This window comes from Vibrio sp. MA40-2 (assembly GCF_047302445.1).
GTDB lineage: Bacteria > Pseudomonadota > Gammaproteobacteria > Enterobacterales > Vibrionaceae > Vibrio.
Map to the genome: position 1 here is coordinate 1,402,270 of NZ_CP178627.1, position 13,954 is coordinate 1,416,223.

Sequence of the window (13,954 nt, forward strand, 5' to 3'; positions counted from 1 at the left end):
TGATAAAGGGCTTCTATGAAACGTGATATATACGCGTATTTCACCACGATTGTATTGATTGCAGCGGTTGGTTTTAGTGTTTTTTTGGTGGTAAGTGATAACCGCATTCCATTCACTACCCAAGCAACGTTGAAAACGACCGCTATTGAAGTAACGCCAGAAGTGAGTGGCTACATTAAAACTATTTTTGTCGCCGAAGGGGATAAAGTGTCTGCTGGTACGCCATTGATACAGCTTGATCCAACGGACTATGAGATAAACAAGCAAAAAATGGATGCTGGAGTATTAAAATCGAAAGCGCAGTGGCAGTTAGCTAAGCGGCATTTAACAAGACTGCAAGCGTTGTATAAGTCTAAATCGGTGAGTAAAGAAGTACTCGATGATGCAGAGAGCGCAGTGCAAGATGCATACAGTTCTTTACTTATTCAACAAGCAGAACAAAAGAAAGCCCAGCGAGATCTAGATAAAACGCTTATTGTCGCAAAACAAGCAGGAACAGTAACCAATTTGTCTTATCGAGTCGGAATGTATGTTACTTCAACCTCGCCTGTGATTTATGTGATTGATCAAAACAGTTTTTGGTTGGCGGCTGATTTTACTGAGAAGGGACTGTCCTCGTTAAGTGCCAATCGGCAAGTGAATATAGTTTTCGATGCCGATCCAATGACAGTACATCAGGGCCATATAGTTTCGGTTGATTCAGCCATTCTCTCGGGCGTATCGCAGACTAACCAGTTAGCTCAGGTTGACGATGAAACTCGATGGATCAGACCACAACAAAAGATACGTGTACGAATTTCGCCCGATATAGAACCAGGTACATTTGTTGCGGGTAGCAGAGCCAGTGTTATGGTTCGCGATAACTATGCGATCTCCGATACTTGGATGACGATGTTAAGCTGGATGAGATATATCTACTAATGTATGAATTGAGCCGCAAGACACTGATTATTGTATCGTGTCTCATGTTGAGTAAGATCTTACATTTAAGCATTGGTGTTTATATTGTGCTGTTCGCTATTATTTTAGCGAACATGAGTTACTCCAAGCATATTCCAGATTTAATTAAACTGCTTATACCATCGATAACCGCAGCAATTGGCGCCGCGTTTTTCAATGAGTTTTTTTCCACTCATCCGTTTATTATTTGGACGGGATGTATGCTCTATTTTGATCACGTTCGTCGACGTGCAATAACGAATATGCATATCCGTCAAGCTACGTTACCGTTGTTTATGATTATCTTTGTGACCACGTATCACAATAGTAGTGATTATAGCTTGTTGGTGCCTACTTTTATCAGGGACATATTGGTTAATACTTTGGTTGCGGTTTTAATAACCAGTTTTATCAATCACATCATGCCTATAAGAGCCAAGGTGATTAAACCGACAATTGTTTTCCAACCTGTTACTGGGTCCGATAGATTAAAACTGTTGTTACTGGTCGGGGGCGGTTTGGCGTTTATTATGATCAACGAAGTGACGAGTGCGGTATTTTGTTTAGTGCCATTAGTAACGTCTGCTATGCAGTCTACCCATAGAGAAATGAAGAACCACTCGCTAGAAAAAATATTGTCACAAACTGGCGGATGTAGTTTGGCGATGATAGTGTCTATGATCTATTCAGGTACAGAAATTAGTTTGTTTAACTACTTTATTATTTCGTTTGTATTGGTTTATGTGCTGCTGTTTTTGGCCCATTACTCAGAAGTAAAAGAACGCGCTATTCATGCCGACGCCCTAATGGGTTTTCTTATTCCATACCAATTATATGTAGCGGGTAATTCCAGCACGTTTGGATTGAATTCTATTGCTCTGCGAGCAGTGGAACTGTTCATTGTATTAGTTATTATCTATGTTGTAGCGCATTGGCTTGATTTATTAGGAAAAACACCATCAGCTGAAAGTCAATAATCTCTGCTATATGAACCCCACTTACTGCCTGATATAAGGTAGTATGTTATCCATTGGTGAAAAAGTCATTTTCACAGTAATAAACGACACCTCAAAACATAAAGGGAGCATATGTTAGATAAACGCAAATTTTTTATTGGTGGTGAATGGGTAGAACCACTAAAACCGAATGATTACGATGTCATTGACCCAACCACCGAGCAGCCTTGTGCGGTCATTTCTATGGGCAGTAGTGAGGATATTCATCGCGCAGTTTCCGCGGCCAAAGATGCCTTTCGTGACTATAGCCAATCGAGCGTTGCTGATCGTTTGTTATTGCTTGAACGTTTGCTTAGTATCTATCAGCGTCGTTATGACGAGATGGTGCACATCATCACTCTTGAGCTTGGCGCGCCTACTACTATGTGTGCAGAACAACAAGCGCATACGGGTATTGGTCATTTACAAGGTTTTATCGATGGGTTGCGTCAGTTAAAAAGCAGAGAGAACCTAGCGAATGGCGATATATTATGCCGAGAACCCATTGGAGTTTGTGGTTTGATTACACCGTGGAACTGGCCTGTAAATCAAATGGCTCTTAAAATTCTGCCAGCATTGGCCACCGGCTGCACCTGTGTGTTAAAGCCGAGTGAATTAACGCCTCTCAGTGCTATGCTTTATGCAGAAATGATCGATGAAGCAGGGTTTCCATCCGGTAGCTTTAATTTGGTCAACGGTGATGGGATCAATGTAGGCTCGGCTCTTACTGGGCACAAAGATGTTGATATGATCTCTTTCACTGGTTCAACGAGGGCTGGGGTAGCAATTAGCAAAAATGCAGCCAATACGGTTAAGAGAGTGACATTAGAATTAGGTGGAAAATCGCCTAACGTGCTGTTTGAAGATGCCGACCTTGAGACCAGTGTAACAAGAGGCGTGTTAACTTGTTTTAACAACACCGGTCAATCTTGCGATGCCCCAACTCGCATGTTGATTCAACGTTCAGTTTACCAACAGGCGGTTGCTATAGCCAAAGCGGTGGCGGCCGAAGTAGCAGTCGGAGACCCGAAACAAGAGGGCGACCATATTGGACCGTTAGTTAGTCAAACGCAATTTGATCAAGTACAAAGCATGATTGAAGTGGGGGTAGCTGAAGGTGCGACTCTTTTGGTTGGAGGAGTAGGAAAACCCGAAGGTTATGAAACAGGGTATTTTGTTAAACCGACCGTTTTCGCAGATGTAAACAACAGTATGCGCATTGCGCGTGAAGAAATTTTTGGACCAGTACTGGTTTTAATTCCGTTTGATGATGAACCACAAGCTATTGATCTTGCGAATGATAGCGATTATGGATTGGCAGCTTACATAGAAACACAAGATAAACAGCGTGCAGAAAGAGTGGCCGCGCGTTTACGAGCAGGAATGGTCCATATTAATGGTGGCGAGTTACATTATGGCAGTCCATTTGGTGGCTATAAGCAGTCTGGAATTGGCAGAGAAGGTGGCTTGATTGGCCTTGAGGATTTCATGCAAGTGAAAACTCTGCATTACCCTGACTAAAAGCCAGAAGTAAAGTCAACAGAACACATGGTATTTTCAAATCATTTATCAGAGACAATTATTATGACAAACGACTGTCCGGAAATGTCCTTTCCAAATAAAATTTTCCGAGGTTCTCAATCGTTGGACCAATTAAAAAGTATTGCTGAGAAATTAGGCAAACGGGCGTTTATTCTTGGTGGTAATAGAGCATTGCAAGCAGCACTACCGTTGATGAATAAAGGCTTAGAAACGATTGATGTTGTTCAAAGTGTGAATTATGGTGGGGAATGCAGTCAAAATAATATCGATGTACTGACCGGCTTAATTGAGCAACATGAGGTTGACTTTATTATTGCAGTCGGTGGAGGAAAAGCGTTAGATACCGGCAAATTAGTGGCCGAACAAGTTGGGCTTCCCATTGTCACTATTCCTACCATTGCAGCGACTTGCGCAGCAATCGCCACGGTGTCGATCTTGTATGATAATGATGGACAGTATCTGGATTTTTGCATGCTAAAAAATGCGCCAGATTGTGTCATTCTTGACCCTCAACTTATCGCCAAAGCCCCTGTAAAATGGTTATCGGCTGGGTTAGGGGATACGTTGGCCAAGTTGTATGAATATAGAGTGGTATCGAGCAATAATCCGGCGTCCAGTTTAAACATGTCAGCATTTAGCAATAGCCAATTGTGTTTCGATGTAATTTCTCGATTTGGTCCAGATGCGTATCGCAGTGTGCTAGAAGGTGAGGCTTCTTTTGCTCTGGAACAAGCCATGGATGCGATTTTTATTTATGCAGGGTTTACTTCTATCATGGGTGTGGGCAGCCATGTGGCGGCGGCACATGGTTTGTATAATGGTTTTACCATCAATGATAAAACGCGTCACTTTGGCCATGGTTTGTTAGTTGGTTATGGCAATCTGTGCTTGTTAGCACTGGAAAATAGGGACGATAGTGAGATACTTAAAGCTATCCAACTAGCGAAAACCTGTGGTGTTCCAGTGACCCTATCAGAAATCGCAGAGTTAAGTGAGACTGAACTGAATCAGATTATTGATGCCGCAATTGAGACGTCAGATATACAAGACATGCCTTTTGTTGTCACCAGGCAAGATATGTTGCTGGCAATGAAACGTGTCGATACGCTTGCTTACAGCGTATCGATGGCTGAGTAAAAGCGATATTTAGAATAAAAAACCAGCAGGAATAGTTACTCCTGCTGGTTTTTTTGAATAAACGTTTGGTAGCCAAATCTTTCTAGAGTTAATAGTTAATAGTTAATAGTTAATAGTTAAAAGCTAAGCCTGGTTTCTTCAGAAATATAAATGAGAGAAGGACCATCAATAGATTTTGCTTTTAGCAGAGCGTCAGCCATATTGTCGGCATTAGGCTGATAAACCACCCAACCACATGCTTTGGCGACTTGTGCTAGATCCGGCGTGTAGATATCAACTCCACTCAAGGGAATATCCTTATCTTGCATATAGTCTTTTATTTCGCCGTAGCCATTATTATCATGTAGCAGCATAACCACTTTCGCTTTGCTTTCCATGGCCGACGCCAGTTCACCCAGACAGAACTGTAACCCTCCGTCACCGGTAATTGCGATAACATGTTCTTCGCTCGCAATACTCGCGCCAATTGCCGCTGGTAAACCATAGCCTAAGGTACCAAATCCGGTAGCAGAGCAAAAATAACCGCCAGGACGACTTGCTTCGTAGCCCATAATGGCGGAATAGGTAATTTGAGTAGAGTCACCCACTACTGGCGAGTTAGGAAAGTGTTCGCGTACGATTTCCAGTAGCCGTAAATCACCTTGAGCCGAGGCAGGAAAAGCGTCCCTATCTCCACGAGCTTGTGCGGCTCGATGTTGGCCGTTATTTGGTTTTCGTTCCGATAATGTTTCTATTAGACTAATGACAGTCTCTGCTGCATCAGCGGTAATTCCGACATCGGAGGTTAGGTTTCTATTTAGCTGCGTAGGGTCAATATCGACTCGAATTAACGGGCCTGTTATTTGAAATCCACCATCATCACACCAATCATAATCTGTCGGGCCCATTTCGGTACCTAACGCTAATACCACGTCGGCGTTACGCACCAATTCACGTGTTTGCGGGTAAGATGGAGAGATAGGCACCGCTAATGGATGCTTGATAGGCATCAAACCTCTTGCATTGGTGGTCATAACAACGGGTGCATCCAATTTTTCGGCTAACAGACGTAAATTAGATTGTTTCGCTCCTCCTCCGGCTAAAATAACAGGTGAACTGGCTTGATGTAAAAGTTCTATCGCCTTGTTAAGTGGAGCTTTGGCTGGAGCGGGAGGCATTAATAGTGGCTTTGTTGCCAGAGGTAAGTCGGCTACTTCTTCGAGTAAAACATCCAATGGAATCTCAATATGAACTGGACGCGGACGGCCACATTGAAAAATGGCAAAGGCATCGTCGAGTGCTTTTTCCAACTCGGCTGGATGATGCACTGTTCGGCTAAATGCAGCAACGCCGGAAACCAATTCACTTTGATTAGGCAGCTCATGTAGCCAACCTTCCCCCGAGCCCATTTTTCCATGTGCGTTTACGCTTGATATAACCAGCATTGGAATCGAATCGGCGTACGCTTGTCCCATGGCGGTAAGAATATTGGTCATGCCAGGTCCTGAAATAATAAAGCAAGCCGCGGGTTTTCCGCTCGCACGCGCATATCCATCGGCCATAAATCCAGCCCCCTGTTCATGACGTGGCGTAATATGACGAAGTCCACTCTGTGGTAATCCTCTATACATCTCGACCGTATGAACGCCAGGAATCCCAAATACGCTGTCGATACCCCGCTCAACCAATAGTGCGGGTAAGCGTGCGCCTAATGTTACATATTTTTTTGCCATTTTTTTCCCTTTAAAAGAAGCGAAACGACTCGTAAATAAGCGTATACGAATCAGTTCTACCTATTATTAGAATTGAAATGATTTTATTTACAAAACCAGTTTAATTACCTTGAGCCTAATTTTATTTTTATAAACGCTATTTTAAAAAGCACCCTACTATACATCAATCTAAAAAGTAAAAGCAGATAAGTTGCTTGAGCCGAACAATAAATTTAGTTTGAGTAAAAATAATTTGAACTCTAACATTCTGCTCTGTAATATAGCCGAGAAATTGTAATATACGGATATAAAAAGGAATACCTATGAAAAGGACAGTACCTATACTTGCGCTGTTAACCAGTTTTGGCGTTCAAGCAGAAGAATGTGGCAGTGTGACCATTGCAGATATGAACTGGAACTCAGCCAGTTTAATTGCCAATATTGACCGCTTTATACTTGAACATGGTTTTGATTGTGATGCTGAGATCATCCCGGGTGATAATGTACCAACTACCACTTCTATGATTGAAAAAGGTAAGCCCGATATCGCACCAGAAGCATGGACAAATGCGATAAAAGATTCAATTGATGCTGGCGTAGAAGAAGGTCGTATTAAGCTTGTGGGTAAAGCGTTATTGGAAGGGGGACAAGAAGGTTTTTGGGTTCCCGGTTTCTTAGTTGAACAATACCCAGAATTAAGCACGATTGAAGGTGTTAAGCAGCACCCTGAATTATTCCCTCACCCAGAAAAACCAGACGTTGGTGCGTTATACGGTTGTCCTGCAGGTTGGCGGTGTCAGACAACTAATAGCCAATTGTTTATTGCTCTTGGTTTAGAAGAGGCCGGGTTTGAACTTGTTGATCCAGGATCAAGTGCGGGCTTATCAGGTTCACTGACCAAAGCACTTGAAAGAGAACAAGGTTGGTTTGGTTACTATTGGACACCAACGCCAGTGATGGGTAAGTACAATATGGTCAATGTTGATTTTGGTACTGGTATTGATGAAGACGAATACTTTAACTGTTTGACTCAAGAAGATTGTGAAAACCCTAAAGCATCTATGTATCCTAGATCACCTGCTTATACCATCGTGACAACGTCATTTTCTCAGAGTCATCCTACGGTAGAAAAGTATTTGGCTAAGCGTGGTTTTACCACCAAGGATTTGAGTAAATTACTGGCATGGATGGAAGATGAACAAGCGGGTGCAGAAGATGCCATGTACTATTTCTTCAACAATTATCCGGAAATATGGAAACAGTGGTTATCTGAATCGGTAGCAGAAAAAGTGTCCAACCAGCTATAATTGTTATTGGTAATTAGCGTGACATATTGTTTGCTAATGTTAAATATTGCTTGTTAACTCTAAATATTTGTTTGTTAACGCTAAATATTTAAAAACAAACCGTTCAGATGAAATAAAAAGGGTAATGTTTCCATTACCCTTTTTTAGTTCTCTACGATTATCTTTTGTAGCCAAAAGACTTACATAGCGGCTTTCTTCGCTTCTTGGATCCACGCATTAAACTGTGCTTGGTGGGCTTTAATCCAACCATTGGCGTGCGATTCAATATCACTACTTGAATTATGTCCTTTGCTCATCATCAAGTTTTGCGCACTCACATCATTGATGTTCATTTTCATAATTTCAAACAGTTTTGCTGCCGCAGGGTTTTCTTCAGCAAATTTCTTATTAGCAACAATCCGCATGGTATTCATTTCAAAACCATAGTTCTTGCCATTTGAAAGCGTTGTATCCACGTCTTTACGATCGCCTGGTAATGAAGAGTATGGAACTTCAAGCCATACCACGTCTTTGCCTGGGACTAATACACCACTAACCCAGTAAGGTGTCCAAGTGTAGTATAAGATCGACTCGCCTTTTCTATAGCGAGAAATGGTATCGGCGATAATCGCCGCGTAGTTACCTTGATTGTGTGTGATGCTGCCTTCTAGATCAAATTCAGCAAGTTGATGCTCGATGACACCTTCACAACCCCAGCCAGGGTTACAGCCAGTTAAGTCCGCTTTACCGTCATCGTTGGCATCGAATAATTTGGCTAACTTAGGATCTTTGAGTTGGCCGATGTTCGTTATGCCGTATTGATCCGCGGTCTTTTTATCAATTAGATACCCTTGAGCGGCACCACTGATATAAGTACCTTTACGATAGAACTTATCATCACCACCGGCTGCTACGTATTTGTCTTCGTGCAATGGAGCCCAGTTAACTGCTAGATAGGTTGCATCGCCGGCAGCGATAGAGGTGTAACCAACGTTATAATCAACTTCTTTGGTTGGGTTAACATCGTAACCCAATTGTTCCAATGCCTTGTTAACGACAAGGGTTTGGAACGTTTCTTCTGCTACAGTAGACTGAATAGGTTGAATTGAAATACCTTCTCCAGGAAGTTTTTCTGCTAAAACTTGTGATGAAAATAACGTACTCATCACTATCCCTGTAACCAGTTTCTTCCGCGAAAGGTTCATTGTTTTTCTCCTGTGTTGTTCAGTTGAGATGTATTTGATTTAGGTTTAAGACGTAATAATAGCGAGACAGGTCCGTGCTGATACCAATGAGTTTTATTGTCTGCTAACTTATCTCCGAGTGCTTGAGTGACTCGGTCTAGTAGAATGGCTAAAATAACAATGCCAACACCACCAATAGCAGCGAGCCCCATGTCTAGGCGACCAATCCCTCGTAATACCATTTGGCCTAAGCCACCTACCGCGATCATCGAGGCGATTACCACCATAGAAAGTGACAGCATAAGCGTTTGGTTTACCCCTGCCATAATGGTTGGCATCGCCAACGGCAGTTGAATTCGATACAGCATTTGCTTTGAACTTGCGCCGAACGAGTGTCCTGCCTCGATAAGTTCTTCCGGTACTTGCTGAATACCTAAAATTGTTAAACGAACAACGGGAGGAAGCGCAAATATAATGGTCACGACTACACCGGGAACATTACCAATACCGAATAACATTACAATTGGAACTAAATAAACAAAGGCTGGCGTGGTTTGCATGGCATCGAGCATTGGCCGTACGATTCTGGCGGCATTTCTACTGCGTGCAAGCCAAATACCCATGGGGAGACCAATCAGTAAACAGAAAAATACTGAGGTCATGACTAGAGCAAGAGTGGTCATCGCTTGTGACCACGCGCCGATTAAACCGATGACGAGCATAGAGACAAAGGCGGAGATGCCTAATTTTAACCCGGCAAACTGCCAAACGATAAGGAACAACAGCATTAACATGAATGGGGCCGGAGTAGACACAAGTGTTGTTTCAAATGACGTCAAAATAAGATCAACAGGGACGCGAATTGCCTGAAAAATAGGACGTCCGTGCTCGACCAACCAATTTAGGCTTGATTCAACCCAATTATCTAATGGAATAACGGCATCATTAAAAGGTGACATCCAATCAAAGCTGGCGGCTTCAACTGGTGCATCGTTCAGCCATGCTGAACCAGAATCAACGGTTTCTGGGGTGGCGGTGGCCCATGGATCACTGGCTGGTTGTTCTGTTGTAGCCCATGGGTCGCTATCCGCTTGTTCTGAACTAGCCCAAGGGTCGTTACTTGATGTTTCTGAAGACATGTTTTATTCCCTGTCGAGTACTTGTAGTAAACGTGTTTTTGAAATTACGCCGTAGTAGTTATTCTGATCATCAATGACCGGAACCGGACAAGGGCTGTCCGCGACGTTAGAAATGAGATCATTGACTAACATTTCTGGGTTAATAGAGGTGACGCCCTCTAATTGAGCACTGATCAGGGAGCGTTTTTCTTTATAAGCCTGTTGTAATGATTCTATAGAAACCACACCGGAGAATTTGTTCGCCTTATCCACAACAACGCCATATTCATAGTCGGTGTCGATAAGCATTTGTAACGCTGAAGCGGGGCCGTCATGTTCAGACTTTTTAAACACCACTCCTGGACGTTTTTTGGCCACATCTTTTGCTGACAAGACGGTAGATACATCAACGCCTTTAAAAAATGAACTGACATAATCGTTAGCAGGCTTATGTAATATTTCGTCAGGAGTGCCTACTTGAACAACATTCCCCCCTTGCATTATGGCAATGCGATCGCCAATACGCATGGCTTCATCTAAATCATGAGAAATGAAAACAATGGTCCGTTTATCATCATTTTGCAGACGAATAAGTTCGTCTTGCATCTCTGTTCTTATTAACGGATCTAACGCCGAAAATGCTTCGTCCATTAACAAAATATCAGGGTCACAGGCTAAGGCTCTAGCTAATCCAACACGCTGCTTCATTCCTCCAGACAGTTCATCCGGAAAAGAGTCACTGTGTGTGCCTAAGCCTACGCGTTCTAGCGCAGATAATGCGGTTGCAGAGCGCTGCTCTTTTTCGACATGAGCAAGTTCTAAACCAAAAGCGGCATTCTCCAGTACCGTCATATGCGGCATCAATGCGAAGTTCTGGAAAACCATGGAAATATTATCTCGGCGAACTTGGCGAAGTTCAGTGTCGGATATGCTCGCAATGTCGTTACCACGTAATAACACACTGCCTCTTGTGGGTTCAATCAAGCGGTTTAGTAACCTGACTAAGGTTGATTTTCCTGAGCCAGATAAGCCCATAATAACGAATATTTCGCCTTCATTAATGGTGAGAGAGACATCGTTAACCCCTACAGTTAACCCTGTTTTCTCAAAAATTTGGTCTTTATCAAAATTTTTTTCTAGTAGGGGAAACGCCATATCTGGCTTCTCTCCAAAAACCTTGTAGAGATTTTTTACTTCTAATATTGGTGACATCCAACGCTTCCTTATGCGTACTTATTTCACATATTGATTTGATGTGTAATTATTCGTACTCTAACGATATTTGTTTGAATGTTCAAGCTGTGAATTGTCGTTTAAGTATGTCGTTCTATATAATTTTATTTAAATACAATTAGTTACTGTTAGTATTTTAAGTGGAGTTTTTACGTAATATTTATACTAATTAATATTATGGTTAGATATCAAACAGATTTATATGACTAGTAAGTGACGTTAGAGTGAACGTTTAAGGAATTAATTGTTAGAAAAAAATAACGCTAGCAATATAATTTAGCGGCTAGCGTTATGGAGGACAAAATGTTTTATGTGGAGGTTAATTTGAGAAAAATTTTACAAAAATTTAGACTTTAGGTAATTAACATAAGGAGTGATGTCTTCTGAATCTATTCCCATTGATGTTAATAGTTGCTTTCTCGTTTTGCTGCGGCCATGAGTCCATATTTGTTGAGTGAGTTCATCCTTCAGCGGATGGATATTTCCTTGTTTGACGGCTTGAGTTATATCTGGCTGACGGTTATTGATCGAATTCATTACTTGAGCTGCGGTAATATTACCGATGGTATAAGTTGGGAATGAACCGATATAGCCTGTTGACCAATGTATATCTTGCAACACACCAAGCCCGTCGTTAGGGACTTGAATACCTAAGTCACTTTCTATCGATTCGTTCCATAGTGCAGGTAAATCGGCAACCTCTATACTGCCTTCCATTAACGCCATTTCTAGTCGAACTCTCAGCATAATATGCAAATCGTAGGTTAATTCATCCGATTCGACACGAATTAGGCTAGGCTTGGAATGGTTAATCGCTTTGACAAACTCCTCTTTGGATACATCGCCTAGTTGGCTAGAGAAATAGCTTTGCAACAGATCATAATGATTGTCCCAAAAGCCTTGTGAGCGTCCAACGTGGTTTTCAATTAGGCGAGATTGACTTTCATGCATGCTGAAACTGGTCCCACCAACGGCATAAAGGCCGCGTAAATCAGTTGTAAAGATACTGCGCGTGAAGTCAGGAGAAATGCCCATTTCATACATAGCATGACCGATTTCATGCAAGGTACCGAAAATCGATGATGGTAGAAAATTCTCAGACCAGCGTGACGTTACTCGAACATCTTCACGGGTAAAACTTATTTCAAATGGATGATTGGCGGTATCAATGCGTCCGTGGTTTAGGTCGTAGCCCAGAATATTGGCCAATTCGTGAGAGAAGGCTTTTTGAGATTCAACGGGAAAATTTCGAGTTAGAAAATCGGTTCTAGGTGCTTCTGCGGCATGATTTTTTTCAATGATTGGTAATAACGCTGCTCGCAAATGGTCAAATTTTTTACTGATACTTGCTGAAGTTTCTTCCGGCTCATATAGTGATAGCATGGGATCATACGGGTGCGCGGCGTCAAATTGTGCCGATAGCTCTCGGCTCATTTTTACCGTATTTTGCAAGTGGGGTTGAAAATGCGCAAAATCGGATTTTTGTCGGGCTTCTTGCCACGCTTGGCCACTAATTGCGGATTGTTCCGCCTGCTTCATAAGCAATTCAAGAGGAATTCGTTTGTGGTATTCGATAGCATCTACCACTTCTTGTGCTGCTTTGGTCTCTAGTTCAGAAGCCGAAGTAGCAAGGATATTATGAGCTTGTTCTTCCAAATAAGGGTCGATGATTTTTTCTCGGGCTATCGCTTGTAAGCTAGCGATTTGGTTGCCGCGAGTTGCAGCGCCTCCCTTGGGCATTATCACACGACTATCCCAAGTCAGTAAGTTGACACTACATAAAATATCGTTAATCGTGGCGACGCGTTGGGTAAAATTGTTCATGTTCATCCTGATTATTTATTAAGTACGTGACATGCGAATCGACGGCCATCAACCGTCGTGGTTTCTGGGTACTGTTTCGAGCATATAGGTTGCGCAATTGGGCAACGTGGGTGAAACGCACAACCGCTTGGCGGAGAAAGAGGAGATGGGATTTCTCCTGTGACCGGATTAAAGTCACCTTTTTCTTTGCCTAATTCTGGAATTGCACTGTAAAGTGCTTGAGAATAAGGATGATAACGTTGTTTGTGCAGATCTTCTGAGTCCGCAAGTTCCACCATTCTACCTAGATACATAATGGCTACACGGTCGCAAATATGCCGCACCACCGACAGATCGTGACTAATAAAAATTGCGGTTAAATTCAGTTTCTTGCGCAAGTCCATAAACAGATTCAGTACCTGTGCTTGAATCGACACATCTAAAGAAGCCACTGCTTCATCAAATACTAAAATATCGGGTTCCATAGCCAAAGCACGAGCAATGGCGATCCGCTGTCTTTGCCCACCAGAAAATTGATGAGGGAATCGATTGGCATAGGATGGATCTAAACCAACCTGTTGCAATAATTCTTGAACTCGGTTTGCAGCCTCACTTTTATGTATGATGCCATTTTTTACTGGACCTTCACTGATTTGCTCACCAATACGCATTCTAGGGTTTAAGCTGGCAAAGGGATCTTGATGAATCATTTGCACTTTGGTGGTGGCTTTTACCACGCGGCCATCGCGAAATTGAGCCACTGGCTGGCCATTTAACGTTACGTTGCCATCAGAAGGCGTGTAAATACCGGAAATAATACGGCCAAGCGTTGACTTACCGCAGCCTGATTCGCCAACGATACCGAGAACCTCGCCTTTTTTAACTTCGACTGATATTTGCGATACCGCATGAACCGTGTCATTTAATGGTTGTTTGGTGATTCGACTGATTAATCTGTCGATAGCATTACTGGGCAATGTAAATCGTTTCGATACGTTATCAATTTTTAATATGATGTCTTCCATG

The 13,954-nt window shown here is 42.4% G+C and carries 11 protein-coding genes; 5 read left to right on the forward strand and 6 right to left on the reverse strand.

All coding sequences use genetic code 11. The features are described from left to right. Window positions 1-15: 15 nt before the first annotated feature. The 4 genes from ACLKML_RS06195 (at window position 16) to ACLKML_RS06210 (ending at window position 4,613) form a co-directional block, all read left to right on the forward strand. Window positions 16-921 (forward strand): HlyD family secretion protein, encoded by a 906-nt coding sequence (locus tag ACLKML_RS06195; RefSeq protein ID WP_413282842.1) that lies wholly within the window; start codon window positions 16-18, stop codon window positions 919-921. A gap of 44 nt (window positions 922-965) precedes the next feature. After that, on the forward strand, window positions 966-1,916 hold the full coding sequence (locus tag ACLKML_RS06200) for a DUF2955 domain-containing protein (RefSeq protein WP_413282843.1): 951 nt from the start codon (window positions 966-968) through the stop codon (window positions 1,914-1,916). 111 nt (window positions 1,917-2,027) lie between these two features. Beyond that, the gene (locus ACLKML_RS06205; RefSeq protein ID WP_413282844.1) at window positions 2,028-3,455 is read left to right on the forward strand and encodes an aldehyde dehydrogenase family protein; all 1,428 of its coding nucleotides are present in this window, start codon (window positions 2,028-2,030) and stop codon (window positions 3,453-3,455) included. A 63-nt stretch (window positions 3,456-3,518) separates the two neighbouring features. Further along, window positions 3,519-4,613, forward strand: coding sequence for an iron-containing alcohol dehydrogenase family protein (locus ACLKML_RS06210; RefSeq protein WP_413282845.1), 1,095 nt, complete (start codon window positions 3,519-3,521; stop codon window positions 4,611-4,613). Window positions 4,614-4,729: 116 nt separating this feature from the next. Here ACLKML_RS06210 and ACLKML_RS06215 read toward each other — a convergent pair whose 3' ends face one another. After that, a complete protein-coding gene (locus ACLKML_RS06215; protein ID WP_413282846.1) occupies window positions 4,730-6,325 on the reverse strand; it encodes a 5-guanidino-2-oxopentanoate decarboxylase in 1,596 nt (531 codons plus the stop codon). A gap of 302 nt (window positions 6,326-6,627) precedes the next feature. Here ACLKML_RS06215 and ACLKML_RS06220 point away from each other — a divergent pair, with 302 nt between their 5' ends. Then, window positions 6,628-7,611 (forward strand): ABC transporter substrate-binding protein, encoded by a 984-nt coding sequence (locus tag ACLKML_RS06220; protein WP_413282847.1) that lies wholly within the window; start codon window positions 6,628-6,630, stop codon window positions 7,609-7,611. Between the two features lie 179 nt (window positions 7,612-7,790). Here ACLKML_RS06220 and proX read toward each other — a convergent pair whose 3' ends face one another. From proX to ACLKML_RS06245, 5 genes are all read right to left on the reverse strand, one after another. Next, complete coding sequence (gene proX / locus ACLKML_RS06225; protein WP_413282848.1) at window positions 7,791-8,795, reverse strand: glycine betaine/L-proline ABC transporter substrate-binding protein ProX; 1,005 nt, start codon at window positions 8,793-8,795, stop codon at window positions 7,791-7,793. Beyond that, window positions 8,792-9,913, reverse strand: coding sequence for a glycine betaine/L-proline ABC transporter permease ProW (gene proW, locus ACLKML_RS06230; protein WP_413282849.1), 1,122 nt, complete (start codon window positions 9,911-9,913; stop codon window positions 8,792-8,794). Before proW ends, proX begins: the two co-directional genes overlap by 4 nt. Before the next feature lie 3 nt (window positions 9,914-9,916). Next, complete coding sequence (gene proV / locus ACLKML_RS06235) at window positions 9,917-11,104, reverse strand: glycine betaine/L-proline ABC transporter ATP-binding protein ProV (RefSeq protein WP_413282850.1); 1,188 nt, start codon at window positions 11,102-11,104, stop codon at window positions 9,917-9,919. Between the two features lie 357 nt (window positions 11,105-11,461). After that, on the reverse strand, window positions 11,462-12,949 hold the full coding sequence (locus ACLKML_RS06240) for a carboxypeptidase M32 (protein WP_413282851.1): 1,488 nt from the start codon (window positions 12,947-12,949) through the stop codon (window positions 11,462-11,464). An 11-nt stretch (window positions 12,950-12,960) separates the two neighbouring features. After that, window positions 12,961-13,953 carry an ABC transporter ATP-binding protein gene (locus ACLKML_RS06245; protein WP_413282852.1) on the reverse strand — a complete coding sequence of 331 codons (993 nt, stop codon included), beginning with the start codon at window positions 13,951-13,953 and terminating at the stop codon, window positions 12,961-12,963. Window position 13,954: the final 1 nt, after the last annotated feature.

Bases quoted from the DNA above. Each gene is read 5' to 3' on its own strand.
- proV (WP_413282850.1), bottom strand. From the start codon at position 11,104: ATGTCACCAATATTAGAAGTAAAAAATCTCTACAAGGTTTTTGGAGAG.
- ACLKML_RS06210 (WP_413282845.1), top strand. From the start codon at position 3,519: ATGACAAACGACTGTCCGGAAATGTCCTTTCCAAATAAAATTTTCCGA.
- ACLKML_RS06245 (WP_413282852.1), bottom strand. From the start codon at position 13,953: ATGGAAGACATCATATTAAAAATTGATAACGTATCGAAACGATTTACA.
- ACLKML_RS06205 (WP_413282844.1), top strand. From the start codon at position 2,028: ATGTTAGATAAACGCAAATTTTTTATTGGTGGTGAATGGGTAGAACCA.
- ACLKML_RS06200 (WP_413282843.1), top strand. From the start codon at position 966: ATGTTGAGTAAGATCTTACATTTAAGCATTGGTGTTTATATTGTGCTG.
- proW (WP_413282849.1), bottom strand. From the start codon at position 9,913: ATGTCTTCAGAAACATCAAGTAACGACCCTTGGGCTAGTTCAGAACAA.
- ACLKML_RS06195 (WP_413282842.1), top strand. From the start codon at position 16: ATGAAACGTGATATATACGCGTATTTCACCACGATTGTATTGATTGCA.
- ACLKML_RS06220 (WP_413282847.1), top strand. From the start codon at position 6,628: ATGAAAAGGACAGTACCTATACTTGCGCTGTTAACCAGTTTTGGCGTT.
- ACLKML_RS06240 (WP_413282851.1), bottom strand. From the start codon at position 12,949: ATGAACAATTTTACCCAACGCGTCGCCACGATTAACGATATTTTATGT.
- ACLKML_RS06215 (WP_413282846.1), bottom strand. From the start codon at position 6,325: ATGGCAAAAAAATATGTAACATTAGGCGCACGCTTACCCGCACTATTG.
- proX (WP_413282848.1), bottom strand. From the start codon at position 8,795: ATGAACCTTTCGCGGAAGAAACTGGTTACAGGGATAGTGATGAGTACG.